Annotated in this window: 23 protein-coding genes and 1 pseudogene; 17 read left to right on the top strand and 7 right to left on the bottom strand. The window is 71.1% G+C overall.

Features of this window, described 5'->3' with window-relative positions:
• Positions 1 to 49 precede the first annotated feature (49 nt).
• Positions 50 to 607: a SigE family RNA polymerase sigma factor gene (locus OHT77_RS33660; RefSeq protein WP_328834423.1), complete on the top strand. Its 558-nt coding sequence runs from the start codon at positions 50 to 52 to the stop codon at positions 605 to 607.
• Positions 604 to 1,818 (top strand): WD40 repeat domain-containing protein, encoded by a 1,215-nt coding sequence (locus tag OHT77_RS33665; protein WP_328832189.1) that lies wholly within the window; start codon positions 604 to 606, stop codon positions 1,816 to 1,818. The genes OHT77_RS33660 and OHT77_RS33665 overlap by 4 nt, the downstream gene beginning before the upstream one ends.
• Before the next feature lie 30 nt (positions 1,819 to 1,848).
• Here the strand turns inward: OHT77_RS33665 and dapA are convergent, their stop codons facing one another.
• Positions 1,849 to 2,754: a 4-hydroxy-tetrahydrodipicolinate synthase gene (gene dapA, locus OHT77_RS33670; protein WP_328832190.1), complete on the bottom strand. Its 906-nt coding sequence runs from the start codon at positions 2,752 to 2,754 to the stop codon at positions 1,849 to 1,851.
• A 100-nt stretch (positions 2,755 to 2,854) separates the two neighbouring features.
• Between dapA and OHT77_RS33675 the strand changes: the two genes are divergently transcribed.
• The 6 genes from OHT77_RS33675 to OHT77_RS33700 all read left to right on the top strand — a co-directional run bounded on the left by OHT77_RS33675 (position 2,855) and on the right by OHT77_RS33700 (position 6,885).
• Positions 2,855 to 3,526, top strand: a complete 672-nt coding sequence (locus OHT77_RS33675; protein ID WP_328832191.1) for a hypothetical protein — start codon at positions 2,855 to 2,857, stop codon at positions 3,524 to 3,526.
• 281 nt (positions 3,527 to 3,807) lie between these two features.
• On the top strand, positions 3,808 to 3,954 hold the full coding sequence (locus OHT77_RS33680; protein ID WP_328832192.1) for a hypothetical protein: 147 nt from the start codon (positions 3,808 to 3,810) through the stop codon (positions 3,952 to 3,954).
• Complete coding sequence (locus OHT77_RS33685) at positions 3,951 to 4,631, top strand: hypothetical protein (RefSeq protein WP_328832193.1); 681 nt, start codon at positions 3,951 to 3,953, stop codon at positions 4,629 to 4,631. Before OHT77_RS33680 ends, OHT77_RS33685 begins: the two co-directional genes overlap by 4 nt.
• 91 nt (positions 4,632 to 4,722) lie before the next feature.
• A complete protein-coding gene (locus OHT77_RS33690) occupies positions 4,723 to 5,454 on the top strand; it encodes an antibiotic biosynthesis monooxygenase (protein WP_328832194.1) in 732 nt (243 codons plus the stop codon).
• A gap of 71 nt (positions 5,455 to 5,525) precedes the next feature.
• A complete protein-coding gene (locus OHT77_RS33695; protein ID WP_328832195.1) occupies positions 5,526 to 6,134 on the top strand; it encodes an ArsR/SmtB family transcription factor in 609 nt (202 codons plus the stop codon).
• Positions 6,135 to 6,159: 25 nt separating this feature from the next.
• Complete coding sequence (locus OHT77_RS33700) at positions 6,160 to 6,885, top strand: SRPBCC domain-containing protein (protein WP_328832196.1); 726 nt, start codon at positions 6,160 to 6,162, stop codon at positions 6,883 to 6,885.
• A 53-nt stretch (positions 6,886 to 6,938) separates the two neighbouring features.
• On the opposite strand, the gene OHT77_RS33705 is transcribed toward OHT77_RS33700, so the two are convergent.
• Positions 6,939 to 8,762, bottom strand: coding sequence for an endonuclease/exonuclease/phosphatase family protein (locus OHT77_RS33705; RefSeq protein ID WP_328832197.1), 1,824 nt, complete (start codon positions 8,760 to 8,762; stop codon positions 6,939 to 6,941).
• 313 nt (positions 8,763 to 9,075) lie between these two features.
• Here OHT77_RS33705 and OHT77_RS33710 point away from each other — a divergent pair, with 313 nt between their 5' ends.
• The 5 genes from OHT77_RS33710 to OHT77_RS33730 all read left to right on the top strand — a co-directional run bounded on the left by OHT77_RS33710 (position 9,076) and on the right by OHT77_RS33730 (position 15,897).
• Positions 9,076 to 10,512 carry a hypothetical protein gene (locus tag OHT77_RS33710; protein WP_328832198.1) on the top strand — a complete coding sequence of 479 codons (1,437 nt, stop codon included), beginning with the start codon at positions 9,076 to 9,078 and terminating at the stop codon, positions 10,510 to 10,512.
• A 194-nt stretch (positions 10,513 to 10,706) separates the two neighbouring features.
• Positions 10,707 to 12,170, top strand: a complete 1,464-nt coding sequence (locus OHT77_RS33715; RefSeq protein WP_328832199.1) for an alkaline phosphatase PhoX — start codon at positions 10,707 to 10,709, stop codon at positions 12,168 to 12,170.
• Positions 12,171 to 12,545: 375 nt separating this feature from the next.
• Positions 12,546 to 14,129 carry a TROVE domain-containing protein gene (locus tag OHT77_RS33720; RefSeq protein ID WP_328832200.1) on the top strand — a complete coding sequence of 528 codons (1,584 nt, stop codon included), beginning with the start codon at positions 12,546 to 12,548 and terminating at the stop codon, positions 14,127 to 14,129.
• 49 nt (positions 14,130 to 14,178) lie between these two features.
• Positions 14,179 to 14,826, top strand: a complete 648-nt coding sequence (locus OHT77_RS33725; RefSeq protein WP_328832201.1) for a GntR family transcriptional regulator — start codon at positions 14,179 to 14,181, stop codon at positions 14,824 to 14,826.
• 54 nt (positions 14,827 to 14,880) lie between these two features.
• Positions 14,881 to 15,897 (top strand): 1-aminocyclopropane-1-carboxylate deaminase, encoded by a 1,017-nt coding sequence (locus OHT77_RS33730; protein WP_328832202.1) that lies wholly within the window; start codon positions 14,881 to 14,883, stop codon positions 15,895 to 15,897.
• Here OHT77_RS33730 and OHT77_RS33735 read toward each other — a convergent pair.
• Entirely contained in the window at positions 15,894 to 17,345 is a 1,452-nt protein-coding gene (locus OHT77_RS33735; protein ID WP_328832203.1) for an MFS transporter, read from the bottom strand. The genes OHT77_RS33730 and OHT77_RS33735 overlap by 4 nt on opposite strands.
• Positions 17,346 to 17,492: 147 nt before the next feature.
• Here OHT77_RS33735 and OHT77_RS33740 point away from each other — a divergent pair, with 147 nt between their 5' ends.
• Complete coding sequence (locus OHT77_RS33740; RefSeq protein WP_328832204.1) at positions 17,493 to 18,074, top strand: TetR/AcrR family transcriptional regulator; 582 nt, start codon at positions 17,493 to 17,495, stop codon at positions 18,072 to 18,074.
• Between the two features lie 50 nt (positions 18,075 to 18,124).
• On the opposite strand, the gene OHT77_RS33745 is transcribed toward OHT77_RS33740, so the two are convergent.
• The 4 genes and pseudogenes from OHT77_RS33745 to OHT77_RS33760 form a co-directional block, all read right to left on the bottom strand.
• A complete protein-coding gene (locus OHT77_RS33745) occupies positions 18,125 to 19,315 on the bottom strand; it encodes a TerD family protein (RefSeq protein WP_328834424.1) in 1,191 nt (396 codons plus the stop codon).
• Positions 19,316 to 19,682: 367 nt separating this feature from the next.
• Positions 19,683 to 19,918 (bottom strand): annotated as a pseudogene (locus OHT77_RS33750) (transposase family protein); the annotation flags it as partial.
• Positions 19,919 to 19,961: 43 nt separating this feature from the next.
• Positions 19,962 to 23,219, bottom strand: coding sequence for a toll/interleukin-1 receptor domain-containing protein (locus tag OHT77_RS33755; RefSeq protein ID WP_328832205.1), 3,258 nt, complete (start codon positions 23,217 to 23,219; stop codon positions 19,962 to 19,964).
• The gene (locus OHT77_RS33760) at positions 23,216 to 24,436 is read right to left on the bottom strand and encodes a helix-turn-helix transcriptional regulator (RefSeq protein WP_328832206.1); all 1,221 of its coding nucleotides are present in this window, start codon (positions 24,434 to 24,436) and stop codon (positions 23,216 to 23,218) included. Before OHT77_RS33760 ends, OHT77_RS33755 begins: the two co-directional genes overlap by 4 nt.
• A gap of 254 nt (positions 24,437 to 24,690) precedes the next feature.
• Here OHT77_RS33760 and OHT77_RS33765 point away from each other — a divergent pair, with 254 nt between their 5' ends.
• The 3 genes from OHT77_RS33765 (at position 24,691) to OHT77_RS33775 (ending at position 26,979) form a co-directional block, all read left to right on the top strand.
• Positions 24,691 to 25,707: a hypothetical protein gene (locus OHT77_RS33765; RefSeq protein ID WP_328832207.1), complete on the top strand. Its 1,017-nt coding sequence runs from the start codon at positions 24,691 to 24,693 to the stop codon at positions 25,705 to 25,707.
• Positions 25,704 to 26,258, top strand: a complete 555-nt coding sequence (locus OHT77_RS33770; RefSeq protein WP_328832208.1) for a hypothetical protein — start codon at positions 25,704 to 25,706, stop codon at positions 26,256 to 26,258. Before OHT77_RS33765 ends, OHT77_RS33770 begins: the two co-directional genes overlap by 4 nt.
• Positions 26,259 to 26,355: 97 nt before the next feature.
• On the top strand, positions 26,356 to 26,979 hold the full coding sequence (locus OHT77_RS33775) for a hypothetical protein (protein WP_328832209.1): 624 nt from the start codon (positions 26,356 to 26,358) through the stop codon (positions 26,977 to 26,979).
• The last annotated feature ends 21 nt before the right edge of the window (positions 26,980 to 27,000 follow it).

Here is a 27,000-nt window from a genome sequence, read left to right on the forward strand (position 1 = left end):
AGGAGCACAGGGGCGGGGCACGGGCACCGTCGAGGAAGAGAAGGTGACGATGAATGCCGAAGGGCTGGAGGGTTTCCGGGACTTCGTGGACAGCAGATCGTCGGCACTGCTGAAGACGGCGGTGCTGCTCTGCGGGGGAGACCAGCACGCCGGTGAGGACCTGCTCCAGAACGCCCTGGTCAAGGCGGCCGGACGGTGGCAGCGGATCGACGAGCCCGAGGCCTACGTACGGCGGATCCTGTACCGCCAGCAGGTCAGCCGCTGGCGCCTGAAGTGGCGCCGCCGCGAGGTCAGCGTCGCCGAACCGCCCGAGGCCGGCGCGGACGTCGACGCGGCCGCAGCAGCCGAACTGCGCCTGGTGATGCGCGAGGCACTGTCCCGGCTCACCGCCCGCCAGCGCACCGTCCTCGTGCTGCGCTACTTCGAGGACCTGCCCGAGGGCGACGTCGCCCGCCTCCTCGGCTGCTCGGTCGGCACCGTGCGCTCCACCACCCACCGCTCGCTGGCCCGACTGCGCGTCCTCGCACCGGAGTTGGCCGCGATCGGCCCGCACGGTGCCGCCGACGTGCCGTCCCGTGACTTCTCACCCGTGGAGGCACGTCCGTGAACATCGAGGAACTGGTGCGCGACTCCCTGCGCGAGCAGGCCTCCCGGCAGACGCCGCCGGCTACGGGGTTCGCCGACCGGGTGCTGGCCGTCCGCCGCCGTCGGACACGCCGGCTCGCGACCGTCGCCGCCGCCGCGGTCGCCGTGATCACGGTCGCGGTGGCCGTGCCCCTGCTGGAACCGGGCCGGACCGACGTGCGCCCCGCCGAGGTGATCGACGGGGTCGTGACGCACCCCGACCAATGGCCGCCCCGCGACCTGATCGCGGCCGGCGGGACGGCGCTCGCCGCGTACTACACGGCCGACACCGTGGCGCGGACGTCCGTCGAGGGGGTCTTCACCCGCACCTACTGGCTGCTCGACCCGCGCACGGACAAGTACCGGAAGAACACCAGGTGGTCCTACGTCGCCGTCGCGCCCGGCATGCACACCGCCGCCGTGCTGGAACAGAACCTGCCCGCCCACCGGATCGGCATCCTCGACCTCACCACGGGCAGGGTCGAGCGCTGGATCCCGGTCGAACGCGGTGTCGGCGCCGTCGAGTTCTCGCACGACGGCGGCAGGATCGTCGCGACGACCTACGACGACAATCCCGATGCCCGCACGCTGTCGGCGGTGAACGCGGACACCGGCGCGGCGGACTGGCTGGCACCGCGCGGCGAGTCCAGTCGTACGGGCTTCTACGCCCTCGACACGGCCACCGGCAAGGGCACTTGGAGCGGTGTCGCGAAGGACACCAGGGTCCAGAGCCGCCAGGACTTCCGCTTCACCCGCTCCGGCGAGCAGGTGTACGCGCAGGTACTCGGGGACCGGGACGGCAGCGAGCAGTTCTACGGCCTCGACGGCGACAAGATCGCCGCGCCCCCGGAGGAGAAGTACCTGCGGGCGGACGTCGACGCGCGGCTGTCCCCGAACCGGCGGCTCGCCGCCCTCGGTCTGACCAAGGAGGTCGGCGGATCCCCCGGGAAGTCGTACTCCTCGATCCGTGATCCCCGTACGGGCAAGGAGATCACCAAGGTCCGCGGCAGCCACCTGCTCGCCTGGGTCGACGACAGGCGGCTCATCGCCTGGGAGCGGACCACGAGTCTGGAGGAGACGTATCTGCCCCGGCTCGTGCTGGTCACGATCGGCAGCGACAAGGTCGTACCGCTCAGCGGCACGTACAAGGACATCTACACGAAGTACTGGGCACCGGTCTTCGCCGAACGGTGAGCGCTCGGGGCCGACTTGGGGCCGTTGCCGTCATCCGGCGACGAACCCCTCATAAGCCGCCACCAGCCCGTCGACCGCATCCCGGCCGGCGGCCCGCAGCGGCGCACGCACCGAACCACCCGGCAGCCCGAGCGAGTTGAGGAGCGCCTTGGCCGTCACGGTGCCGGGGAGCCCCGCCGCCATCATCAACTCGATGAGCGGCGTGGCGCGTTGTTGGAGGCGGGCGGACACGGGGGTGTCGCCCGCCTCGAACGCGTCGAGGATCGCCCGGAGTCGGGCTGGGACGACGTTCGCGACCGTGCTCACATAGCCCGCCGCGCCCACCGCGTACAGCGCGAGGATGTGCTCGTCGCAGCCCGCGTAGTACGCCAAGTCCGTGCGACCCAGCACCTTCTGGGTGCCGAGGAAGTCGTAGGAGCAGTCCTTGACCGCGACGATCCTGGGGTGCTCGGCGAGCCGGATCAAGGTCTCGGGCTCGATCCGGGTGCCGGTGCGGCCCGGGATGTCGTAGAGCACGAGGGGCAGTCCCGAGGCGTCGGCGACCTCGCGGAAGTGCGCCTCCAGGGCGTCCTGCGGCGGCCTGCTGTAGTACGGCGAGACCACCAACACCCCGTCCGCGCCCGCCTGTTCGGCCTGCCGGGCGAGTTCGACGGTGTGCCGGGTGTCGGACGTCCCCACCCCCGACACGAGCGGCACCCCGTCCCCGACGGCCTCCCGTACCGCCGTGACCAGCGCCGCCTTCTCCGCGTCCGACGTGGTCGGCGACTCCCCGGTCGTCCCGGACAGCACCAGCCCGTCACACCCCTCCGACACCAGCCGTACGGCGAGGAGTTGAGCCCCGGGAAGGTCGAGCGCCCCCGCCTCGGTGAAGGGGGTGACCATGGCGCACAGGGCGCGGCCGAAGGGGGGTGGGGCGGAGGGGGCCGGGTTCGTCATGGGAGTAGTCTCGGCAGTGCGACAGTGAAGCTCCACTTAATTCTTCTACGGGGTATAGATAAGACATGCTGCGGAATGACGGACGACGGTGGGTGGCGGCGTGACGGGGAGCGGCGACACAGGGGACGCTGGGGACAACGAAGACACCGGGGACTCCGCGCGACGGCGTGACGCGGAAGGAGCCCCCGCCCTCCCCGTCCGCCACCGCGACGACAACGTCCCGCTCGCCCACTTCACCCGCCGCATTCAGGTGGTCTGCCCCCGCTGCGGTGGCCGCGCGCTCGTGGTCCCGCGTCCTGGGCTGCCCGCGCCCCGGTACGCCTCGGAACTCCTGTTCCAGCCACGCCGGTTGACCTGCGCGGGGTGCGGAGCAGTCGCCGACTGGGAAGCCGCGATGCGGGACAACGCCCTGGTCGGCACGGAGCCGGGCGGCACCGAGGACCCCTTCTTCCGGCGCCCGCTCTGGCTCCAGACCCGCTGCGTGGGCCACACCCTCTGGGCCTACGACGAGGAACACGTCGACGCTCTCGCGGCCTACGTGGGCGCCCGGTTGCGCGAGCGCGGCGCACTGTCCCCGACGAGGGCGATGTTCCCGAGGCTGCCCGCCTGGATGAAGACCTCCGAGCACCGTGCCGAGATCCTGGCCGGCCTGAGGACACTGCGAGCCCTGGCCGAGCGCTCGACCCCCGCCGACCGCTCCGACGCCGCCCACGAACACGGCGACCGCCCTCGCCCGTACAGGAGCGTCTACTTCCGGGGCGGTCCGTACTAGAGCCGGGGCTCCCGAGAGCCGGCCGGCGGCATCCAGGTCGGCCGTGTGGGCCGGACGGCCTCGCGGCGTGGCGGGCCGCCGAGGCCGAAGATCCCCGGGCCCCCAACCTTGGGCCCCCAACCCCGGGCCCCCGACCTCTGGCCGCACGCCCTCTTTCCAAGGCCCTCTCCCCAACGCGCTCTCCCCAAGGCCCTATGTCCAATTGGCCCCTTCATGGGTCACCATGGCCAGGAAGGTCACAGACGTGGGAAGTTGATCCACCCCTGGTCACGGGAGGCGTCATGAAGCTCGGCAAGGCACTGGCCACCGGAGTCGCCGAGGAGCGGCCGCAGATCCACGACGGTGAACTCGAACTCCCGCAGGAGACGGGCGAGTTCGCGGAGGTCGCGGAGCTGACGGTGCCCGAAGAGGTCCCGGTCACCCGATGAGGCTGCGGCTCCCCGAGGAACGTCCGACGGAGCCGCCGACCGGATTCAAGATCGCCCACCCGGTGCTGTCCCAGGACGGCACCCGGGCCGGGTTCACCGGTGTGTCGCTGGGCGGCGCGCTGCCGTACGGAGTCGTGGCCGACGCGTCCTGCGTGTACGGCCGCCGCCACCGTTCGCCCGCGCGGCGCTGCGACTGCGGCTTCCACTGTGTGCACGAACGGGCCGCCGCGGAAGCCCTGTTGTGCATGGAGGAGCACCGTGCGGCGGTCCTCCTCGACGTCACCGTGCTCGGCGCCTACCTCCGTTTCGAACTCGGCTTCCGCTACGCCCGCCAGCGCGTCCGCACCGCCACCGTCGGCCCCTGTGTCTGCGGCGCGCGGGCCGTGGCGCTCGCCGACGCGGGCCGGGGCAGGCCCGGTTGGCGTGCCCTGGCCGCCGCGTGCCCGGGCTGCGTGCGCGGCCGTACGTCCGTCTCGCTCGCCGAGTTCGCCCGGCTGGCCGGGGACGGACTGCGGGTGGTGGCGGGCGGCGGCACGCACAGGGCGACCGTCGACCCCGGACTCCCCGAGGACCTCGGCGTGCCCGAACTCCTCGCCGAGGCAGCCCTGTTGCAGGCCCGGCTCGACTGGTTCCAGAGCCGGCTGGCCCGGCTGGAAGGGGGCGGGAAGCCGCAGTAGGAGGACGGCGGCGGGCGGCCTTGACCTCAAGTTTGGTCGAGGTTGAAGGCTGGTCGGTGACGCACACCCGTACCGACCACCGGAGGCCAACATGACCGGCACGTCCCGCACGACCCGTACGACCCGCCGCACCGACTCCCACCCCGACCTCGCCGACCCCCGCGTCGGCGCCCCCTTCTTCAGCACCTGGCGGGTCGGAACCCCGCTGCGGCAACGCCGGTCCGTCGAGGCGGTCGCGGCCGCCTGGGAGCGCCGCCCGTGGCCCGCCGACGACCTCCTCGGCTACCACGTCTACACCGGCCACGACGCCTCCACCCTGCTGCACTACTCGCAGTGGACGAGCGAGCAGGCCTACGAAGCCTTCGCCAGGACCCGCCGCCAGGAACGCGTCGACGAGATCGACACCGCCGTACCGGACATCGAACGCCTCGGCCTCACCCGCTACCGCCACTACCGCAGCGGCGGACCGGCGGACCGGGGCGGCCGTGTCCCGGGGTGCATCGTGATCGTCGACGTCGAGTTCGAAGGGCCGGACTCCGCGCGTCAACACGCCTGGGTGGACGCCGTGTTCGAGGCCCTGGCCAACGAACCCGCCCCGCACCCCGGCGGCATCTCCGCCCACTTCCACCTCTCCACCGACGGCACCCGCGTCCTCAACTACGCCGAGTGGGACAGCGCCCAGTCCCACCTCGACGCCCTCTCCGCCCCCGGCGACGGCATCGGCTCCGCCACCGCCCTGTGGGAACGCGTCCAGACCTGGCCCGGCCTGAGGAGCACCACCGTCAGCCGCTACGACCACGCCCTCGGCCTGGTCCCCGACTGACCCGCCGAACCCTCTCCACCGACAACCACACCCGCCTGGACAAAAAAAGTGTTCGGTGAGACGGTGGACGCATGCTGGACGTCACCGTGATCGAGGACCCCGAGGCCGCCGCCGTCTCGCTTGACCCCATAAGGGCCCGGCTGCTCGCCGAACTGGCGGCCGGACCCGCGTCGGCCACCATGCTGGCCGGCAGGGTCGGACTGCCCCGGCAGAAGGTGAACTACCACCTCAAGGCGCTGGAGCGGCACGGCCTGGTCGAGCTGGCCGACGAGCGGCGCAAGGGCAATGTCACCGAGCGGCTGATGCGGGCGACCGCCGCGTCGTACGTCATCTCGCCGCTCGCGCTCGCCGCCGTGCAGCCGGACCCGGACCGGTTCCGCGACCAGCTCTCCGCGCGCTGGCTGCTGGCGCTCGGCGCCCGCCTGGTGCGGGATGTCGGCTCGCTGATCACCGGCGCGGCCAAGGCGCACAAGCGGCTGGCCACCTACGCGCTCGACGGCGAGGTGCGCTTCGCGTCCGCCGCCGACCGCGCCGCGTTCATCCAGGAACTGACCGCCGGGGTGAGCGCCCTCATCCGCAAGTACGACGCGGGGGAGACCGACGAGGGCCGCGACCACCGGATCGTCATCGCCGTCCACCCCACGCTCAAGACACCGCCCACCCCGGAACTGGACCAGTAGACCCAGTAGTACTCAGGAGCTAGCCATGTCCAAGGAATTCGAGATCGTCTACGAGTTTGAGGTCGACGCCACGCCGGACGAGGTGTGGGACGCCGTCACCTCCGGCACCGGCGGCTGGCTGTGGCCGATGGAGTTCGACGGGGAGAAGCGCGTCGGGCCCTTCGGGTCGACCCTCACCAACTTCGAACCGCCGCACCGGCTGACCGCCCGTACCGAGGACGTCGGGTTCCCCACCCAGAGCCTCAACCAGATCGACGAGACCATCGAGCCCCGCGACGGCGGCAGGCGCGCCTGGGTGCGGTACGTCCACAGCGGGATCTTCACCGACGACTGGGACAACCAGTTCGACGGCGCGAGCAAGCACAACGCGTTCTACATGCACACCCTGCGCGAGTACGTCACACACTTCGCGGGCCGGCCGGTCGCCTTCGCCACGCTGAACGCGCCGGATGCCTCAACCGCCCCCGAATCGCTGGAGGTTGCGGCCCGGGCGCTCGGCCTCGCGGACGACGTCTCCAAGGGAGCGCGGGTGCAGGCGCGCGGTCCCGAGGGCCAACTCCTGGACGCCGTGGTCGACTTCCGTGACCCGTACTTCATCGGACTGCGCACCGACAGCGCGCTGATCCGGTTCTTCGGGCGCAACCACTGGGGTGCCCCGGTCGGCGTCAGCGTCCACGACTTCGCCGCGGACGCCGACGCCAAGACGAACGAACTCGCCTGGCAGAGCTGGCTGGACGGGGTCTTCGCCTGACCTGGTGCGAGCCGGCGCGACCCCGTCCACCCACCCCCGTGGGCCCGTAGGTGCTACGGCTGGAAGCGCAGCACCTGCGGGTCGTGGTCGCTGATCTGGTCGTTGAACTCCGAGTTGATGTGGACGCTGTCGTACTCGAAGCAGTCCTTGCGGATCGACGGGCTGATCAGGATCTGGTCCAGGACCTGCTCGTTGCCCTGGTAGTCGTACGTGTAACGCTCGTTCTTCGGCAGGGACTTGATCGCCGAGTACAGCTCGCCCCTGCCTTCGAGGATCTTCGCGGTGTCGGAGAACTCGAAGTCGTTCATGTCGCCGAGCGTGATGACGTTCGCGTCCTTCTGGGCCGCGAGGATCTGCTTGACGAAGGCGTTGACCGCGGTCGCCTGCGCGTGCCGCTGGGTCTCCGAGCTGCGGGTGACCGGCTGGTACTGCGCGGTCAGGCCCTGGTCGCCGCCCTTGGAGATCAGGTGGTTGGCGATCACGAACACCGTCTTGCCCTTGAAGACGAACTCGCCCGCGAGCGGCTTGCGGCTCGCGCTCCAGGCCGCGTTGGCCGGGTCGACACGGCCGGGGGAGGCCGTCAGCTGCGCCTTGCCGTGCACCTTGGCGACCCCGACGGCGGTCGTCGAGTCGCCGCTGGCGCGGTCGGTGAAGGAGACCCGCTGCGGGTTGAACAGGAACACCTGGCGGATGTTGCCGCCGGGCTCGCCGCCGTCCTGGTCGTTGACGGGGTTGATCGAGCGCCAGTCGTACTTCGGGCCGCCCGCCGCGACGATCGCGTCGATCAGCTTGTTCACCGTGACGCTCGCGTCGACCGTGCCGTCGTCCGTCGCGCCGTTGTTGTCCTGGATCTCCTCCAGGGACACGATGTCGGGGGACTGTAGGTTGTTCACGATCGCCGAGGCGTGCGCGGCGAAGGTGCCGTCCGACGGGTCGAGGTTCTCGACGTTGTAGGTCGCCACCGCGAGCTGGCCGCGCGACTGCTTCTTCGTCGTCTCGCGCTTCAGACCGGCGCTCTTCACGGTGCCGATCTCGTTCGCGACCAGGGTGTAGCCGCCGTACGAGTTGTAGTCCATCGGGCCGGCCGTGGTGCCGGAGAGCCTGTCGCCGACGTTGACGACGGGGAAGTCCGCCGTCGCGCCCAGGGACTGGATCTGGAGGCGCCCGGTGTTCTGCGAGTCGTAGGAGCCGTAGACCGTGCCGCCGCGCTTGGTGGCGTTCTCGTGCGGCTTCACCGTGACCCACAGCTCCGCGTACGGGTCGGTCGCGGTGACCACGCGGGCGTCGGAGACCTGGACGTTCATGCCCTCGAGGGACTCGTAGTAGTCCAGGGCGTACTTCTTCGGCTGCAGCGTCAGCCCGTTGATCGAACCGCTCGCGGCGGTGTCACCGGCCGGCGTGTACCTGCTGGGCACGGACTTGTCGCTGATCACCACGGCGGCCGGTACGGCGTTGCCCTTGGAGACGACGGTGACCGTCGGCTTGGTGATCTCGGTCAGCGACTGGTTGCCCGTGGCGGCGCCGCCCGGGACGTACTCGGAGACCGTGCCGGAGACGGTGACCGCGTCGCCGACCGCGACGGTCGGGGTCGAGCTGGTGAAGACGAACACGCCCTCGCTGGTGGCCGGGTTGTCGTCCGGGGTCGCGTCCTGGAACCAGAACCCCTTGGACGAGCCGTAGGTGCGGATGCCGGTGACGACGCCCGGGACGTCCGCGACCTTCTGGCCGGCGTACGGGGACACCCGGGTCGTGCCCTGGATGTCATGGATGCGGACGCCGTCGGCGTGCGCGGGCGAGGTGAGAACGATCGTGGACGCCACGGAACAGGCGGCGGCGACGGTGAGCGCGGCGAGGCGCGCGGAGGACTTGCTCGGCAACGGGATCCCTCCGGGGACATGCATGAGTGCCGGGACGAGGGTGATGGGAACACGTACTGCGGCGGTGGGAGCCGCGACCGGTGGGGCGGCAGCGACGCGCGTAGAAATTACCTGGATCAGGTGTCCATGACATTTCTACGCGCGTCAATCTCATTGCGGGGCAGGCCAGTTGTCAAGGTTTCAGCCATGGACACCATGTGGCCAGCACATGAACCGGGCGGCATGGGTCGAAATCCGTCTAGGCTGAGCGGCTGAGTCGTGTGTCGTGTACGGCCGTCGTACGGCCCTCGAGGCGCCCTAGGAGATCCCGCCGATGTCAGACAGCTCCCCCTTGCCGCCGGTGCGGCTGCACTCCGAAGCGGAGCTGGCGCGCGACGCGCTGTCCACCCCCCTGCTCTCCCGCGCCGCACAACTGGCCCGCTGGGCGGGCCCCGACACCCGGATCGACGCCGGTGGCAGCCTTGTCGACGAGCAGCTGCCCGCCGCGGCCGAGCTCCTCGGGCTGACCGGCGACGACGCCGCGGCCGACGCCAGCGAGGCCTGGCGGGTCGCCGTCGACACCGGGCTCGTCGTGGTCGTCGACGAGGAGGAGGGCACCGTCACGGCCGGCGAGGAGCTGGCCCAGCTCACCTCCGGCTCGCCGAACGACGTCCTCGCGGTCTGGCTCGGCGCCCTCGACACCCTCCTCGCGGACGCGAGCGTGCCCGATCTGGACGGTCTTGTCGACGCCATGGACGAGGGCGGCGAGGTCGATTTCTCGTCACTCGACTGGGACCCCGAGGCGGAGGCCGAGTTCCTCGACGGCGTCCTCGGCAACCTCTACCTCCTCACCGTCAACGAGGACGGCCCCGGCGACGGACCCGTCCCGCTGCCCGCGCTCGCCGCCTCGATGATCGTCCCCAGCGACATGGGCGAACCCACCAACGACGTCCTGGAACAGGTCTCCGACGCGATGATGCGCCTGGACGACCAGTTCCGCCTGCTTGCACCCGTCGGCATCGTCGAGTACCAGCCCGTCGACGAAGCCCTCATGGCCGACGTCGACGAACCCGGCGAGGGCCCCGCGGCCGCCGTCGACGAGACCGACGTCACCCGCTACGGCATGGTCCGCCTCACCCCCCTCGGCCTCTACGGCCTCCGCGCCCGCCTCCTCGAAGCGGGCTTCGCCGCCCCCGCCGTAGGAGACCTCGCGGACAAGGGCGCGGACGCGCTGCTCGACGGGACCTCGCGGTTCCCGCAGCGGGCCGCGCAGGCCGAGATCGAACAGTGGCTGGCCGGTCGTGAACCCCTCGCCGCGGCACAGGAGTTGCTCGCCGCGGCCCGTGGCGGCGACCCCGGCGCGCCCCTGCGGCGGCTGCTCTGCCAGCAGGCGCTCTCCCTCGTCGGCGCGGAGGCCGAGCCCGCCCTGCGCGCGGTGCTCGACGACCCCGAGCTGGGCGGCCTCGCCCGGGTCTGGCTGAGCGAGCACGGCGCGAGCGACGTCCCCGCGCCCTCCGAGGACCTGGTGTTCTGGCTGACCGTCGACACGGTCGCCGCCCAGCTCGCCGCCGAGGGCAACTCCGAGGAGCTCCAGGCCCTGGTCGAGGGCCTCGCCCAGCAGCACAACGGCTTCTTCGCCGCGGCCTGGCGGGTCGACCACCCGGCGACCGCGGACGTCCTGGAGGCGATGGGCCGCCTGCACCCCGACAAGCGGATCGCGAAGGAAGCACGGAAGGCGGCCTTCAAGGCACGCTCCCAGCAAGGGAGTTGAGCCGACGCGGCCCCGGCCGCTTTTGAATCCCTTGGGTGAGCGCATACGGCTTCGTGGCCGGGCGCAGACGGATTCATGGAAGAGAGCCCGGAGAAGTCGGCCGGTGTTCAACTCGTGTTCAGACATGGGCGGGAGCGTGGCGCCGACCGAGGTCCGCCACCCTCCACGGCACACCCACCGTCACAGGAGACACCATGTCGCTCACCCGCAGGGATTTCACCGCCAAGTCCGCGATGACAGGTGCCGGGGTCGCGCTGGCGGGCAGCGTCGGCGCCCTCGCCACCGCGCCCAACGCCCTCGCGTCCACCGACACCGAGGAAGCCGCCGCCCGCCAGGGACATGACCACGACCACGGACACGGCCACGTCGGTGTCGGCTACGGCCCGCTGATCGCCGACCCGGACGGCCTCCTCGCCCTCCCCGCCGGCTTCAAATACCGCGTCATCACCCACAGCGGCAAGACCAAGCTGGAATCAGGCGAGTTCACCCCCTCCAACCACGACGGCACGTCCACCTTCGACGGCCCGCGCGGCACCACCCTCCTCGTCAACAACCACGAGCTGGCCGGCCCCCGCGCCCAGTGGCCCCACCCCGTCCCGCTCACCGAGGGCCTCGTCTACGACCCCGCCGCGGCCGGCGGCTGCACGGTCGTCGAGGTCCGCCGCGACCACGTCGCCGAGTGGGTCGGCATCGCCGGCACCGCCACCAACTGCGCGGGCGGCAACACCCCTTGGGACACCTGGCTCACCTGCGAGGAGACCGAGGACAAGGCCGGCACCAACGGCTTCACCAAGGACCACGGCTACGTCTTCGAGGTCGACCCGGTCGACCGCCGCGCCAACCGCAACCCCAAGCCCATCAAGGCACTTGGCCGCTACGCCCACGAAGCGGTCGTCGTCGACCCCAAGCGCGGCCACCTCTACCTCACCGAGGACGCGTCCGGCCCGAACGGCCTCCTCTACCGCTGGACCCCGCCGGAGCACTTCCACCACGGCCGCGGCAAGCTCCGCACCCTCGCCGACGACGCGGGCGTCCTCCAGGCCTTCAAGTGCTTCGACTCCGGCGGCAAGTTCATCGACGACCTCTCCCGTGCCACGAAGATCGGCACGGTCTACGGAGTCGACTGGGTCGACGTCCCCGACCGGGACGCGAAGACGGTGTCCGTCCGCAAGCAGTTCGCCGCCGGCCAGGTCACCCGCGCCCGCAAGCTGGAGGGCATGTGGTGGGGTGACGGCGGCACGTACATCGTCTCCTCGTACGCCCGCACGGAGAGCCCCGTCCAGCACGACGGCGCCGTCTGGTTCTACGACCCCAAGCGCCGCACCCTCACCCTCAAGGTCCTCATCGGCGTCAACCCGGACCCCTCCGTGGACGGCGCGTTCGACGGCCCCGACAACATCACCGTCTCTCCCTACGGCGGCCTCGTCATCGCCGAGGACGGCGAGGGCGTCCAGCACCTGTTCGGCGCGACCGACTCCGGCCGCACCTACCCCATCGCCCGCAACGAGCTGAACATCGGCACCGAAGACAACCCGGAATACAGCGAGTTCACCGGCGTGACCTTCTCCCCCGACGGCAAGACCCTCTACGCGAACATCCAGACCCCGGGGATCATGCTGGCGATCACGGGGCCGTGGAAGCGGCAGAAGCGCGGCTGAACTCCCGTACGGAATTAATTGATTGGCCCCTCCGGAGCTGTGCCTCCTACTCTGAGATCACAACAGCACGCACCTCCCGGTGCGCAGGCGGCGGTTACTTCGTTGCAACCGAAAAAGACACCGCAGCCGTTCTTGATCTCGGGAGGCGCAGCTCATGGTGGGTGCCCGGTGCGCAGGCAACGGTTACTTCATTGGATCGGACGGTTGCGGGTTCGAGTCCCGTCATCGACTTCGGGTCGGTGTAGCTCAATTGGGTAGGGCATCTGAAAAGTCCGTCGCCGCTCTCTGAACTCGGGCACCCACCTTTCGCCGCGCCTCCCTCCGAAAATCCCGCCTTCCGAGGAACAAGGGACAATGAATTCGGGGGAATTCACCATGGCGCGCTTCAACACCAAGGCGGCGAAGGCCCAGCCCACGTCGCGGGTCACCTCCACCGGCCGAGTGCTCCGTACGTACGAGGGCGGCCGGGGCCGCGAGCGCGACGCGCGCTCCGAGCTCTTCCTGCTCGCGGTCACCAATTTCGTGTCCCAGCAGACCTTTTACGAGTCCGGCGCCGACCGCGACGACCGCTTCGCGACCCTCGTGCGCGAGCTCGCCGTCACCGACCCGGCCTGGACGGCGGGCCTCCTCGGCTGGCTGCGCGGCGAGGGCAACCTCCGTACGGCCGCCGTCGTGGGCGCCGCCGAGTACGTGAAGGCCCGCCTCGACGCCGGCGCCACCGACGGCCCCTCGAACCGGCAGGTCGTCGACTCTGTGCTGCGCCGCCCGGACGAGCCCGGCGAGCTGCTCGCGTACTGGACCGCGTGCTACGGCCGGAACATCCCGAAGCCCGTCAAGCGCGGTGTCGCCGACGCCGTACGCCGTCTCTACGGCGGCAAGTCGCTGCTGAAGTACGACACCGCGTCCAAGGGCTACCGCTTCGGCGACATCCTCAACCTCGTCCACGCGGCACCCGACCCGGACAAGGCGTGGCAGGGCGAGCTGTTCCAGTACGCGCTGGACCGGCGGCACCACCCGGACACCGCCGTGCCGCCCGCTTCGAACGAAGTCCTCACCGCGCACCGCGAGTTGATGGCGCTGCCGGTCGAGGGGCGGCGCGCGGTCGTCATGGCGGCCGACGGCGCGGAGCGGCTCGCGGCGGCCGGGATGACGTGGGAGGCGCTGGCCGGCTGGCTGCAGGGCCCGATGGACAAGGCGGCCTGGGAGGCCGTCATCCCGTCCATGGGCTCGATGGCGCTGGTCAGGAATCTCCGCAACTTCGACGAGGCCGGGGTCTCGGACGAGGTCGCGGCCCGGGTGGCGGCGAAGATCAGCGACCCGGCGGAGGTCGCGCGCTCGCGGCAGTTCCCCTTCCGGTACCTCGCCGCGTTCCAGCACGCGCCCTCGCTGCGCTGGTCGTACCCGCTGGAGCAGGCGCTCGGCCACTCGCTGGCCAACGTGCCCGCGCTGCCGGGCCGCACGCTGGTGCTCGTGGACCGCTCGGGCTCGATGTTCTTCTCCCGGCTGTCCGACCGCTCGGAGCTGAACCGCGCCGACGCGGCGGCGATCTTCGGCACGGCGCTCGCGCTGCGGGCGGCGGACGCGGACCTCGTCGAGTTCGGCACGACCAGCAGGCGCCTGGACCTCGGCGCGGGCGAGTCGGTGCTCAAGGTCCTGGGCCGCTTCGGCGACCTGGGCGGCACCGACACGACCTCGGCGGTCCGCGCGCACTACCGGGGCCAGGACCGGGTGCTGATCGTCACCGACGAGCAGTACACGCACCACCCGCACGGCGACCCGACCGAGCAGGTCCCGGCCCATGTGCCGGTCTACACCTGGAACCTCGCCGGGTACCGGGCAGGCCACGGCCCGTCCGGCCGGGGCAACCGGCACACCTTCGGCGGCCTCTCGGACGCGGCCTTCCGGATGGTCCCGCTCCTCGAGTCGGCCCGGGACGCGGACTGGCCCTGGGCCGCCTGACCCACCAGGAGGCATTGACATCTAACATTTCAGTTCTAGCATTACGGCCATGGAAGCCCTACGGCCCGTCCGCCGCACCCTGCTCAGGGACCGTGCCTACGAAGCGATCCGTGACGCCATCGTCGCCGGGGAGATCGAACCCGGCGCGGTGGTGCGCGACGCCGAGCTGGCCGAGCGGCTCGGGCTGTCCCGGGCGCCCGTGCGGGAGGCGTTCTCACGGCTCGTGGACGACGGGCTCCTGGAGAGCAAGCCGCAGAGCTACACCCGGGTGACCCCGGTCGTGGCCGCCGACGTACGGGACGCGGCGGCCGTCGTCGGTGCCCTGCACGAGTTGGTGACACGGATCGCCGTACCGCTCCTGCAGGGCACGGACGTTGATGTGATGCGCGCGGCCAACGACCGCTTTGCCGCCGCCGTGCGCGCCGGTGACGTGGACGCCGCGCTGCGCGCCGACGACGAACTGCACGACGTCCTGGTCCACGTCAGCGGCAACCGCGCCGCGGCCGCCACAGTCGCCCGCTACACCCCTCTCATCCGCCGGCTGGAGCGACGACGCTTCGGCGAGGGCGGCAACTGCCGTTCGGCAGGCCTGCACGAGCGCCTCATCGAGGCATGCGCCGAGGGCGATGTGGACGCCGCGGTCCGCGTGACGGCGGAGATCTGGCGGGGCCTCGAAGGCCTCGCCGACGCCGACTGACCCGTGCCCTGACCGACCCGCGCCCCGACCGACCAGCGACCCGGGAGAGTCCCCATGTCCCTTTCCTCGTACGACCGTTACCCCCTCCTCTTCGGTCCCTCGCCCGTCCACCCGCTGGAGCGACTCACCGCCCACCTCGGCGGCGCCGCCCTGTGGGCCAAGCGCGAGGACTGCAACTCCGGTGTGGCGTACGGCGGCAACAAGACCCGCAAGCTGGAGTACCTCGTCGCCGACGCCCTCGCGAAGGGCTGCGACACCCTTGTCTCGATCGGCGGCGTGCAGTCCAACCACACCCGCCAGGTCGCCGCCTGTGCCGCCCGCGCCGGACTCAAGTGCGTGCTGATCCAGGAGAGTTGGGTGGAGTGGCCCGACTCCGTCTACGACAAGGTCGGCAACATCCTGATCAGCCGCCTCGCCGGAGCGGACGTACGCCTGGTGAAGGCCGGGTTCGGCATCGGCTTCAAGGAGAGCTGGGAGCTGGCGTTGCGCGAGGTCGAGGAGGGCGGCGGCAAGCCGTACGCGATCCCGGCCGGCGCCTCCGACCACCCGCTCGGCGGCCTCGGCTTCGCCAACTGGGCGCACGAAGTCGCCGAGCAGGAGCGGGAGTTGGGCGTCTTCTTCGACACGGTGGTGGTGTGCTCGGTGACCGGCTCCACCCAGGCCGGCATGGTCGCCGGGTTCAGGGCGATCGAGGAGGCGGGCGGCCGTGAGCGCCGGGTGCTCGGCATCGACGCCTCGGCGAAGCCCGCCGAGACCCGCGAGCAGGTGGCCCGCATCGCCCACGCCACCGGCCAACTCATCGGGGTGAAGCGGGAGTTGACCGTGGACGACGTCGAACTCGACGACCGCTACCACGCCGGTATCTACGGCATCCCGGACGACACCACCCTGGAGGCGATGCGCCTCGCCGCCCGCACCGAGGGGATGGTCACCGACCCCGTGTACGAGGGCAAGTCGATGGCCGGGATGATCGACCTCGTCGCGCGCGGCGAGATCTCCGCCGACTCCACCGTCCTGTACGCCCACCTCGGTGGCCAGCCCGCGCTGAACGCGTACAGCGCGCTGTTCTAGACCGTCCCTCCGGTCTTCTCGGCCTTCCTCCCGGTGATCACGAACGCCGCCACCAGCAGCGCCGCCAGGGCGATCAGCGCACCGACGCCGAACGCCCGGGCGGAGCCGTGGACGAGGATCTCGGACGGCGATCCGGTGGCGTGCCGGGTCGCCGTGCCGAAGACGGTGACCAGCACGGACAGGCCGAGGGTGCCGCCGAGCCACTGGAGGGTCTGGAGCAGTCCCGAGGCGGCGCCCGCCTCCCGGGGCGCGATGCCCGCGAGGATCGTCGCGTTCAGGGGCATGAAACTCATGCCGACGCCTATGCCCATGAGGAGCAGCGGGCCGAGCAGGCCGGTCAAGTAGCCGTCAGTGGAACGGAGTTGCCACAGCCAGCCCGCCGACACGACGATCAGGGTCATGCCGGTCAGCAGGACCGGCTTGGTGCCGTGGCGGGCCAGCAGCCGCGGGACGAGGCGGACCACCGTGAACATCGCCAGGGTCATCGGCAGGAACGCGAGGCCCGCGCGCAACGGGCTGTAGTCCAGGACCCGTTGGCTGATCAGGGTGAGGAAGTAGAAGGCGCCGAACATGCCCGCGGGCAGCAGCAGGACGCCCGCGTAGCCGCCCGCGCGGTTGCGGTCCGCGAACAGCCGCAGCGGCATGATGGGTTGGGCTGCACGGGACTCGGCGAGGGCGAAGCCCGCCAGCAGTGCCGCCGCGAAACTGAAGCCCAACTGCGCCTGCAGATCGCCCCATCCGTCCGAGGAGACCCGGATGAACGCGTACACCAGCGAGGTCATCCCGGCGGTGCCGGTCAGCGCGCCCGCCGCGTCGAACCGGCCCGCGTGGCGCGGGGTCTCGGTGACGAAGCGGGGCAGGGCCAGGGCGACGGCGGCGCCGATCGGCACGTTGATCAGCAGGGCCCAGCGCCAGGATGCCCACGAGGTGAGCATGCCGCCGATGACCAGGCCGATCGAGGCGCCGATGCCGGCCATGGAGGAGTAGATGCCGAGCGCGTGGTGACGGCGCGGGCCCTCCGGGAAGTTGGTGGTGATCAGGGCGAGCGTGTTGGGCGCGATGAGGGCGGCGCCCAGTCCCTGCAGCGCGCGGGCCGCGAGGAGCCAGACGCTGTCGGTGGCGAGCCCGCCGAGCAGGGAGGACAGGGCGAAGAGCAGGACGCCGATCGTGAGTGTGCGGCGGCGGCCTGCGATGTCGCCGACCCGGCCGCCGAGCAGGAGCAGCCCGCCGAAGGCGAGGGTGTAGGCGTTGAGGACCCAGGACAGGCCGGTGGGGCTGAAGTCGAGGTCCTTCTGGATGTCCGGCAGTGCGACGTTGACGACGGTGGAGTCGACGCCGACCATCAGATAGGCGGTGACGACGGCGAAGAGGACGGCGCCGAGCCTGGCGGGTCGGGGTGGTGTGGAGAGATCATCGACAGTGGTGGACGGTGCGGACGGGGTGGACATGGAGTTCTCCCGGTCTGGCGTCCCCGTGCAGGTGACGTGCGGGCAGCACGGACTGCCCGTCGACGAATACGACGGTAAGCGGGGACTGTCTCCGTTTAGCACTCGGTAAGATACGGAGACAGTCCCCGGTTCGCAAGGAGTATCTGGATGGCGCAGGTCAGACCCATGCGCGCGGACGCCCGGCGCAACTACGACCGACTGCTGAAGGTGGCGGCCGAGTCCTTCGCCGAGCACGGGGAGAACGCGTCCCTCGACGACATCGCCAAGCGCGCGGGCGTCGGCTCGGGCACGCTGTACCGGCACTTCCCGACCCGGCAGGCCCTGCTGGAGGCGGCCTACGTCGACCGGATCGAGGCGCTCGGCACCCGCGCGGACGAGCTCGCGAAGGAACTCCCGCCGGGCGAGGCCCTGGTGGAGTGGCTGTACGAGGTCTGCGTCGGCACCATCCAGGTGCGCGGGATGAAGACCCTGCTCGGCTCGGCCGTCACGGACGGCAGCCAGGCCGCGCTCACCGCCTGCGGCACGTCCATGAAGGGGGCGGCGCAGCGGCTGGTCGAGGCGGCGCAGCGGGAGGGCACCCTGCGTCAGGACGTCGAGCCGATCGAGGTCCTGCGGCTGGCCCACGGAGTGTCGACGGCCTCCGAACTGGCCGACGGCCAGGGGAAGTTCATCCGCCGCTATCTGTCCCTGCTGACGGACGGGCTACGGCCCGCGGGGCAGGGGGAGTGAACCGCCGGGCGCCCCTCGGCCAGGGGCGCCCGCAGCGGTCGTAGGACTGCTCAGAGTGCCTGGGCGGACGGCTTGACCATGCCGCGCACCGTGCGGGACTTCACGAAGTTGCCCATCGCGGTCATGTCCCACTCGCCGGAGAACTGCTTGACCAGCTTGGCCATCATGACGCCGGTCTGGGCCTCGGCGTTGGTGAGGTCGAAGCGGACCAGCTCCTCGCCGGTCGCGGCGTCCAGGAGGCGGCAGTAGGCCTTGGCGACCTCGGTGAACTTCTGGCCGGAGAAGGAGTTGACCGTGAAGACCAGGCCGGTGACCTCCTGAGGGATGCGGCCGAGGTCGACCACGATCACCTCGTCGTCACCGCCGCCCTCGCCCGTCAGATTGTCCCCGGAGTGCTTGATCGCGCCGTTCAGGATCGAGAGCTTGCCGAAGTAGCAGCTGTCGACGTGGTTGCGCTGCGGGCCGTAGGCGATGACCGAGGCGTCCAGGTCGATGTCCTTGCCGCGGTACGCGGGCTCCCAGCCGAGGCCCATCTTGACCTGGGAGAGGAGCGGACGGCCGCCCTTGACCAGGGACACCGTCTGGTTCTTCTGGAGGCTGACGCGGCCCTTGTCGAGGTTGATCTTTCCGGCGCCGAGCGGGGGCGCGGCGGGCGGCGGCGGGGGAGTCACGGGGGCCGGGGGTGCCACCGGGGTCTGCACCGTCGGGGTCGGCGGGGCGACCGGTGCGGGTGCCGGAGCCGCCGCGGGTTCCTCGACCGAGACGCCGAAGTCCGTGGCGATGCCCGCCAGGCCGTTCGCATACCCCTGGCCGACCGCTCGGGCCTTCCAGACGCCGTTGCGCAGGTAGATCTCGACGACCACGAGCGCCGTCTCGGCGCCGAGCTGCGGGGGCGTGAAGGTGCCCAGCACGCTGTTGTCGTCCGCGTTGCGGATCGTGGCCGTGGGCTCGATGCCCTGGAAGCTCTGGCCGGCCGCGTCCGGGCTGGCGGTGACGACGATCTTCTCGATGCCCGGCGGGACGGCGCCGGTGTCGACGGTGATCGCGTCGGGTGCCGTACCGCCGCCGGAGCGGTAGGTCACGCCGGGGCCCGTCGGCTGGTTGTAGAAGATGAAGTCGTCGTCGGAGCGCACCTTGCCGTCGCCCGTGAGCAGCAGGCCCGATACGTCGAGCCGCACCGGGGCGGCGACGTCCACCGTCACGCGGGCGGCGGAGAGAGGGATGTTCGAGCCGGGGGTCATAGCTGTCATGACTCGTGAACGACCGAGACCATTTTGCCGTTCCCTTACCAAGCGGCCAATTGGCCAACCCATGGAACTACCGGCTCGGATCCCTTTGAATACCGGTGGTTCCCGGCGGTTGTCCCGCAAATAACTGTCGCTGAGCCGGAGACCCGGATAGCCGCCGACCGGTTGTTCGTGGCCTTGCGGAGGCAGCCACGGAAGTCCTTCCGGCCCCTCACGCGGGCGAAGGCGTGCCCTACGCGGGCCTGACCTGCTTGCGGGAGCGATTGTGTCTCTGCTTCTAGACGGGATGCTCGGCCTGGCCTTTCAGGTGGTGGCGCCGACGGCGTCCTATACCGCGAGCTTGGCGCCGAGACGGTCGATGATCCGCAGCCGACTTGGAGACGCCGAAGAGCGGGACGAGTCGGCGCAGCGTCAAGTTCGTGCCAGTACGCCGCGACCAGCAGAAGCCGGTCCTCGATGCAGACTGCAGTGGCGTACGGGCCGCGCCTCGTCCGCGGTTTCACGGGGCACAGTCACCAACTTGCCGAAGCAACGCGGCATCAAGCCGGTGAACGGCGCCGTCGAAGGCGGCTCCGAACCCGTGATCACACCAGTCACGTCAAGACCATCTCATCCGTGACGAGGTACAACGGGATGAGCCTTAGGGCGTGGGCTTCTGGAGATCGTCCCGTCGCTTCGTCGCCTCGGCGTGGATCACTGGGGCGTCGGGCAGGCCGGCCCGTTCGTGCAGGACAGCCTGGGCGAACAGGGCACTGGTCAGCGTCGCTTCGTGGCGGCCTCCGAGCGTCGCGGCCTGCGCGCGCCGCAGCTCCACGGAAGCGTCAATGGCCTCGATCATGCGGTCGGTGGCTCCTTCGACGTGACTCGCCGCAGCGGCGCGGGTGTGGAGCACCCACGCCAGCGACTCGACGTGCGCCTGCTCGTTGAGTTCCCCGAGCGAGCGGTAGACCGCCACCGCGTCGGCGGCGGTCTGCTCGGCGTACGGCCACTGCTTCGCCTGCGCGAGCAGTGCCGCGAGGTTGCCCAACGCGTGCGCGAGGTCCGCTGAGCGGCCCTCCGGATCGGACCGCCGGATACGGACCGCCTCGACGGCCGCCGCTAGCGCCTCCTTCAGGTTGCCTGCCGAGCCGTGCCGGGCGGCCAGCGTGGTGAGCGCGACGGCCAGGCGCGGCCGGTAGACGCCGTGCAGGGCCTCGGCCAGGCGCCGGTGGGCCTCAACTGCCTCCACCGCTGAGGTGAGCGCCTCGGCGTGCAGGCCGTTCGCGGACTGCACGATAGACAAGTTGACGAGCGCCGAGGCCAGCCGGACGCTCGGGTTGGAGGCGTCCTCGGTGAGTCCCGGGTCCGTCTCGACGAGGACGCGCAGCAGTTCTACCGCCTCCACGACGGAGGCGAGCGCCTCCTCGGGCCGGCCCGCCCTGGCCAGCGCGGAGGCGTAATGGTTCAGTGCTTCGGCGTACTTGGTCAAGTGCGCGTCGGGGTTCTGGTCGGACAGGCGGCGCAGCACGACCACACAGCGCGAGGACGCCGCGCATGCCTCGCCGGGCTCGCCGAAGCGTTCCCACTGGAGCGCCAGGTTATTGAGGGCGGTGGCCAGTTGCGGCTCGTACAACACCGGGCGTTCGGAGGCGAGTCCTTCGAAGATCTGTACGGCCTCCCGGCCGGCAGCGAGACCCTCGGTTCCGTGGCCCCGTTCGGTGAGGTCGGCGCCGAGGACATCGAGCGAGAGCGCCAGCTCGGGCAGGTAGACGTCGCTCTGCTCGCACAGTTCCTTCCGCACCTCGACGGCGCGGCGGATCGTGCGCAGGCCGCGCTCCCGCTCGCCCGTCTCGTCGAGCATGACGGCGAGGCTGTGCAGAGCGCGGCCGAGGTCGGCCAGATGTGTCTGGCGGCTGTCCGCCGCGAGCTGCTCGAAGAGCCCGACCGCTTCCTCGGCCGCGCGCAGGCCCTCCCGGCGGCGCCCGCTGCTCTTGAGATGGTAGGTGTAGCGCAACAACAGGCGAGCGGTGGCAGCCGGGTTGACGGACGCGTGCCGCTTGGCGTTGTCCAGGGTGAGTTCGCTGGCGAGCACCGCCAGGTCCGCGAGGGCGACGCTTTCGTCGGGCAGGTGGGCGAGGACCAGACGCACGGTGTGGTCGTCGTGGTGCGCCTGGAGACCGTCCAGCAGGGTCCGCGCGAAGACGCGCGGATTCTCCAGCTGGGGTGCGACCTCCATGCTCAGGGGGAGCATGCGGTTGATGTCGTGGGTGAGCAGTGCGGTGACGGCGCTGGCGGCGACCGGGTGGCGTACGGCGGCACGGCCGAGGACGGTCAGAGCCCGGCGAGCCTGGCCGTCGTCCAGTCCCGGCAAGGGGGCGGTGGCCACCTCGGGTAGGGAGGCCAGGACGTGTGAGACATGCTCCTCGCCGAGCCGGTCGGGGCGCAGCGGGTGGAGTCCTGGGCCGCCCTGGAGGACCGCCGAGGCCCAGCGCAGATGGCGGCGCCGCAGCGACACGGACGCGCCCTCGAAGGTGGGGGTGTCCGACAGCAGGGCGAGCGCCCTGTCTTCGGTGCCGGCCCCGAAGAGGGTTGCGACCGCGATGAGTGTGTCCGCGTGCAGCGAAGTGTCCTCGGGGAGCCCGTGGACCGCCAGCAGCCGTCTCCAGTAACGGCGTTCGTGGGCCAGCACCCGGGCCACCGGGTCGGGTGAGGCCGAAGGAGCACTGCCCAGCGGGTTGTCCTGTTCGAGCAGCGCGACCACGGCGGCGGCGTGCACGTCCAGGATCCGGTCGTAGCGGGCGGCGCATAGGTCGGCGGGGACCACAGCGGCCTCGGGGCGGGTGCCGGCCAGGTGGGCCGAGAACTCCTGGGCAGCGCCGACGAACTCGGCCTGCCGCCGCTCCTCGGACGGCACCAGCGGCGCGAGTCGACGTTCCGTCATGGAGGCGAACAGGAGGGCGACCCGGTCGTCGGCGTACTCGGCGAGCGGGCGCTGCCACTCCCCGCCGGCTCGGCTGAGTAGCAGCAGACGCACCGGCCCGGCGTCGGCGTCGCGGCGCACACACTCGGCGGCGAGGACGAGCAGCTGCTCGGCGCGGGCCTCGGCATAGTCGAGGACCAGCAGGAGCGGCGCCGTGCACCGGGCCAGCACGGCGAGGTCGTCCGGCGCGCAGGACTCGTCGACGAACCCCGCCAACCAACCTCGCTCGGTGGCCCGGCGGCACAGGTGCAGAGCGAGACGGGTCTTGCCCTGGCCGCCGGGTCCGGTGATCAGACGTACAGCAGATCCCGCCGGTTCCTCGCACCAGGCGTGAATGTCCTCCTGCTCGGTTTCCCGGCCGTGGAAGGGGACGACGCCGTACTCGGCGCGCAGCAGCATGCTGGGGACGGGCTCGGGGGGCAGTTCCTCGGCAGGCAGCAGGACACGGTGGGCGAAGGTCTGGGGGGTCAGGTCCGCGAGCTCTTCGAAGAGGCGCTCCAGTTGCAGGCTCTGGTAGTGCATCCGTAGGTACTGGCAGCGTTCCAGTCTGGCGAGATCGTCCGGCAGTTCAGCGGCTGAGGGCATACGGATGCGCCGTCCCCGGTCGACCAGGACGGGGATGACATGGATCCCGTGCTGGAAGGCGTGGGCGAGTTCGCGGCGGACCCAGTCCTCCTTCAACTGGATTCGCGGGGTGCCGTGGGCGTCGGTGACAGTCAGCCACTCCGGCCCGATCAGGGCGATCAGGACGGAGGAGCGGGTAAGGCCCTCGGGGATGGCCTCGGTGAAGTCGGCGGACAGTTGAATGGAGCTGCTGGCGAAGAACACTTGCTCGTCGCCGAACTGGTCGGCCAGCAGGCGGTGCAGCAGCGCTGCCTCCGTCTCGCAGTCGCCCACCCGGTAGTTGACGAAGATGCCGGTGGGCACGGGTGTGGTCATGCGGCCGCACGGCGGGACGCCTGGCGGGTGACGACGGGAAGCAGCTCCGCGACGGCCGGGTGCCGACGGTGCCGAGACAGGGCCCGGACACAGCCGCGCAGATCGGTGCGCAGGGTAGCGGAGTCGAGGCCTGGCGCGACCGTGAGGACGTCACGAAGGGTGGCGCAGGCGCGGTCGACGTCGTTGGTGCCGAGCGCGGCGAGCGCGACTCTGACCTCGAATCGGGCCCGTGCCCGGTGCGCGTGGGCCGGGATGCGCCGCGCTTCGGCGCTCAGCAGGCCGAGCGCCTCGTCGTGGTGGCCGAGCACTTGGAGGCACCAGCCCCTTGCCATGGCGGCGGGATCCGCGACGTGCCGGGTGCCGTAGTGACCGCTCCCATGGCCGGCGGCGTAACTGGTGCCGGAGAGAAGGCTGAAGGCGTCGTCGAGCGCTCGGCGACAGCGGAGGTCGTCGCCGCTGAGGGCGTGGCCCTGGGCCAAGCGAAGAAGAGCCCGTACCCGGGTGGCCGAGGAGGACGTGAAGTCGGCTGCGGCGGAGGCGAGTTCGACGGTGGCGGCGCCGTCGTCGCAGTAGAGGGCGAGCAGGGAGCGCCGCAGGACGGCGTTGGCCTCTATGTCCGGTGAGCCGACGTGCCGGGCGAGGGAGGCCGTGGTGCGCGCCCAACTGAGGGCGGACCGTTCGTCGTCGGCCTCCTGGCACATCCAGGCGACGAACTCCGCGTAGCGGCCGGCCAGGGAGAGCAGGTGTCCGGAATCGGGGTCGCGGGTGTGCGTCGCCATGCTGCGCAGGGCCCGCACCTGTGCGGCCGCGCTCTCCAGCACGGCCCCGGGGCCGGCGCTCTGCGCGGTGGCCCGCAGTCCGTCCAGGACGGTGGTCAGCGCCGCGACGACCGGTGCGGCCGCGCCGTCGGACAGGGTGGCGGGCAGTGCGGGCAGGGCTGCCTCGTCGGGTCGCGCCGCCTGGGGCGCCGACCCTGCGGACCCGCCAGTGCCTCGCGCCGTGTCGTCGGTCCGGCCTGCGCCCAGCGCCGCGAGGAGTTGGCCCCGGGCGCCCAGCGCCGCGTCACAACTAGCCGCCAGTTCCCGGGTCGGCATGCGCAGGTCGTTCTCCACCTTGCTCAGGTGTCCCGGGGAGTAGTGCGTCCGCGCGGAGAGATCCGACAGGGACCACTGCCGTTCGCCCCGGTACCGGCGCAGTCGCGTGCCGAAAGAATCCACGGTGCGCTCCAAGGTCTTGCCTGTTGCCGAATGACAAGGCTAGCGGGCAACCCCTGGCTACGCGTGGGGTAACGCCCCATCCTAGGAGGACTGTCGATCACGGACGGCGGGTCGCCGGGGCGGGAACCCGCGGGACGCCGGAGACCGATCATCGGCCGGGATCTCCTCTGACACGGCGAAAGGCGCAGGTGGCATGCGAGCGGGAGTACGGACTCCGGGCAGCACGGCGCCCGGACGGCGCTGAGGGGAACAGGATGCTCATCCGGGACCAGGACTACGTCTTACTGAAGGACGGCCGGATCCTGGCGGTGCACGGTCACTGCCACCCGCCAGGACACCTGGTCGGGGAACTGGCCTTCGTGCCGTCCACGGCGGGCGGGTACGCGCTGTTCGGGTCCCGGTACCGCAAGGCGTACGTGGCGGACGGGCGGGGGATGTCCGAGCGGGAGCGGGAACTGGTCCGCTTTCCGACGGGCACCTGCTTCGACCACGCGCACCCGTTCTCGGCGAAGTCGATCGTGCCGCTCTCCCAGGTCGACCTGCACCTATCCGCCGCCGTCGACCCGCGCACCGACACGGTGCCTGGCTCCTTCCTGCGCCGCTACGCCGAGTCCCATCTCGCCGAACTGGCCCGTGTCCTGAGTGACGCGCTGCCCGCCGGTCCGCTCGGACTTACGGGATCGGCCCGCCTGCTGCTCCGGGACCCCACAGTGCGGAGCATGCACGACTACGACGTGGTGTTCGACGTGGGCCCGGAGACAGCCGTCCGTATCACCCGGCGACTGTCGGCCCACGGCCGCGCCCACCCCGAGGCCCGTCTGCGCGAGCACGGCAAGGACTGGCGGATCCGGCTGCGCACCGGCGCGGGCATCCTGTGTCCCTTCTTTCGCTACGAGGATCCAGCCGACGCGCCCCTCACCGGCCTCACCGCCGCCCGCACGCTGCTGCGGGACGTGACGGTGAGCGGCCGGGTGGTGGCCGACTCGCACGGCGCATATCTGCCGACCCTGCTCGGCATCGTCCCCGAACAGGTGTCGGTTGCCCTGCCCGGTGAGGTGGCTCGCCGACTCCCGGTCCTCGTCAGCCACATGCGTGACCGCGGGGATTTCCACCGCGGCGACCGGGGCACGTTCACCGGGGACCTCTGCCATCTCGCCACCCCGGCAGGCGACTTGGTGGCCCTCTCGGTGGTGGACGGGGCGGACTCACGGCTGGACGGTTCGCCCTGGCGGTTCCCCGGCCACCCCGAGCCGACGGCGGACCGCCGATGACTCCGCTCTCCCTTGATCTGGCCGCGCGGGCCTGGCGACAAGCCGTGGCCGACAGCTGGGGCGACCGCTTCGGGGCGGTGGACGTGACGTGTGAACGGGTCGCCCTCCGTTCGCTCAACAGCGTGATCGAGCTGGTTGCGCCCGACTCCTACAGGTCGGCCCAGGCACTTCTGAGTGCGTTCACCCACGCGGGGATGGCCCCGTACCGGCCCGTCCTCACCGGCCCACCGCCGGAGGGCACACTGCTGCTCGGCCCGCTGGTCGAGCGTCACCCGAACGGGTTGCTGATCCTCGACGGGGTCCACCGTTGCCTGGCCGCCCTTCAGGAGGGTATGGGCACAGTATGGGTCTCGGTGCTGACCGCCGAGACCCATCCGCCTCCGGCAGGATCGCCCGTGCCGCTCACCGAGGTCACGCCGTCCGGCTCGGCGCGCACCCACACCCCCTTGTTCCGGCACACCGGCAACCCCGATTTCCGGCCGACCGATGTCTTCCTCTCCCGGGCGCAGACCCGTGTCCGGCGGGAGATCGAACGCCTCCGAGGACCCTAGAGTGCGACCGCCCTCGCAGACCGCAGAGCGGGAATCGCAGAATGCGAACACCGTCGCGGTCCTCGGAGACATCAGCAGAAAGCAGAGAGAGGACCCCATGACCAACGCCGACTATTCCTGGGACCAGGACTCGGACCTCAACGATGAACGCCTGGACGCCGCTGTCGTGCCCCAGCGTTACGCGCTGACCGCCCCCCAGGTGGTCGTCAACAGTGCCAAGGAGATCCTCGTGGTGGACCCGCACCCGGCCGGCACCTGGGACACCTGGATGTTCCCCTACGCGTCGCTCATCCTCACCCGCGACGAACTGGCCGCTGCCCCGGACGCCGGAACCAGCTCGGTCCTGGCCCTCACCGAGGGATCCACGTTCCGCGCACTCTCCGAGGCCCTGGAGCATCTGCGCGTCGGCCGCCAGGACGCCTACGTGTCGGCCATCCAGACCGGGGTGAACAACGTCATCGCCGACCTGAACGGCACGTGGAGCGGGACACCGTTCTACACGAACTACTCCCTCAAGTTCTCCAAGACGTCGAACAGTTACACCGCCTACGAGTTCAGCTACTTCCTCAACAGCGTCGCGGCGCTCGATCTGGAGCTGCCGCACGTGTGGATCGAACCGTCCCGGCTGGCGGAGGAACTCGCCCGGTCCGAGACGCCGTTCGGCCGCAAGGTGTCGTCCAACGTGGCGGACGCGCTTCCTGCCATCCGGTCCAGCATCTGACCCCAGGCGGGCCGTGAGGAT

It is taken from the genome of Streptomyces sp. NBC_00252, assembly GCF_036187565.1.
GTDB lineage: Bacteria > Actinomycetota > Actinomycetes > Streptomycetales > Streptomycetaceae > Streptomyces.

Coding starts and splice junctions, on each gene's coding strand:
- OHT77_RS33660 (WP_328834423.1), top strand. CDS start 50: ATGAATGCCGAAGGGCTGGAGGGTTTCCGGGACTTCGTGGACAGCAGA.
- dapA (WP_328832190.1), bottom strand. CDS start 2,754: ATGACGAACCCGGCCCCCTCCGCCCCACCCCCCTTCGGCCGCGCCCTG.
- OHT77_RS33680 (WP_328832192.1), top strand. CDS start 3,808: ATGAAGCTCGGCAAGGCACTGGCCACCGGAGTCGCCGAGGAGCGGCCG.
- OHT77_RS33685 (WP_328832193.1), top strand. CDS start 3,951: ATGAGGCTGCGGCTCCCCGAGGAACGTCCGACGGAGCCGCCGACCGGA.
- OHT77_RS33690 (WP_328832194.1), top strand. CDS start 4,723: ATGACCGGCACGTCCCGCACGACCCGTACGACCCGCCGCACCGACTCC.
- OHT77_RS33695 (WP_328832195.1), top strand. CDS start 5,526: ATGCTGGACGTCACCGTGATCGAGGACCCCGAGGCCGCCGCCGTCTCG.
- OHT77_RS33700 (WP_328832196.1), top strand. CDS start 6,160: ATGTCCAAGGAATTCGAGATCGTCTACGAGTTTGAGGTCGACGCCACG.
- OHT77_RS33710 (WP_328832198.1), top strand. CDS start 9,076: ATGTCAGACAGCTCCCCCTTGCCGCCGGTGCGGCTGCACTCCGAAGCG.
- OHT77_RS33715 (WP_328832199.1), top strand. CDS start 10,707: ATGTCGCTCACCCGCAGGGATTTCACCGCCAAGTCCGCGATGACAGGT.
- OHT77_RS33720 (WP_328832200.1), top strand. CDS start 12,546: ATGGCGCGCTTCAACACCAAGGCGGCGAAGGCCCAGCCCACGTCGCGG.
- OHT77_RS33725 (WP_328832201.1), top strand. CDS start 14,179: ATGGAAGCCCTACGGCCCGTCCGCCGCACCCTGCTCAGGGACCGTGCC.
- OHT77_RS33730 (WP_328832202.1), top strand. CDS start 14,881: ATGTCCCTTTCCTCGTACGACCGTTACCCCCTCCTCTTCGGTCCCTCG.
- OHT77_RS33735 (WP_328832203.1), bottom strand. CDS start 17,345: ATGTCCACCCCGTCCGCACCGTCCACCACTGTCGATGATCTCTCCACA.
- OHT77_RS33740 (WP_328832204.1), top strand. CDS start 17,493: ATGGCGCAGGTCAGACCCATGCGCGCGGACGCCCGGCGCAACTACGAC.
- OHT77_RS33745 (WP_328834424.1), bottom strand. CDS start 19,315: ATGACCCCCGGCTCGAACATCCCTCTCTCCGCCGCCCGCGTGACGGTG.
- OHT77_RS33755 (WP_328832205.1), bottom strand. CDS start 23,219: ATGACCACACCCGTGCCCACCGGCATCTTCGTCAACTACCGGGTGGGC.
- OHT77_RS33765 (WP_328832207.1), top strand. CDS start 24,691: ATGCTCATCCGGGACCAGGACTACGTCTTACTGAAGGACGGCCGGATC.
- OHT77_RS33770 (WP_328832208.1), top strand. CDS start 25,704: ATGACTCCGCTCTCCCTTGATCTGGCCGCGCGGGCCTGGCGACAAGCC.
- OHT77_RS33775 (WP_328832209.1), top strand. CDS start 26,356: ATGACCAACGCCGACTATTCCTGGGACCAGGACTCGGACCTCAACGAT.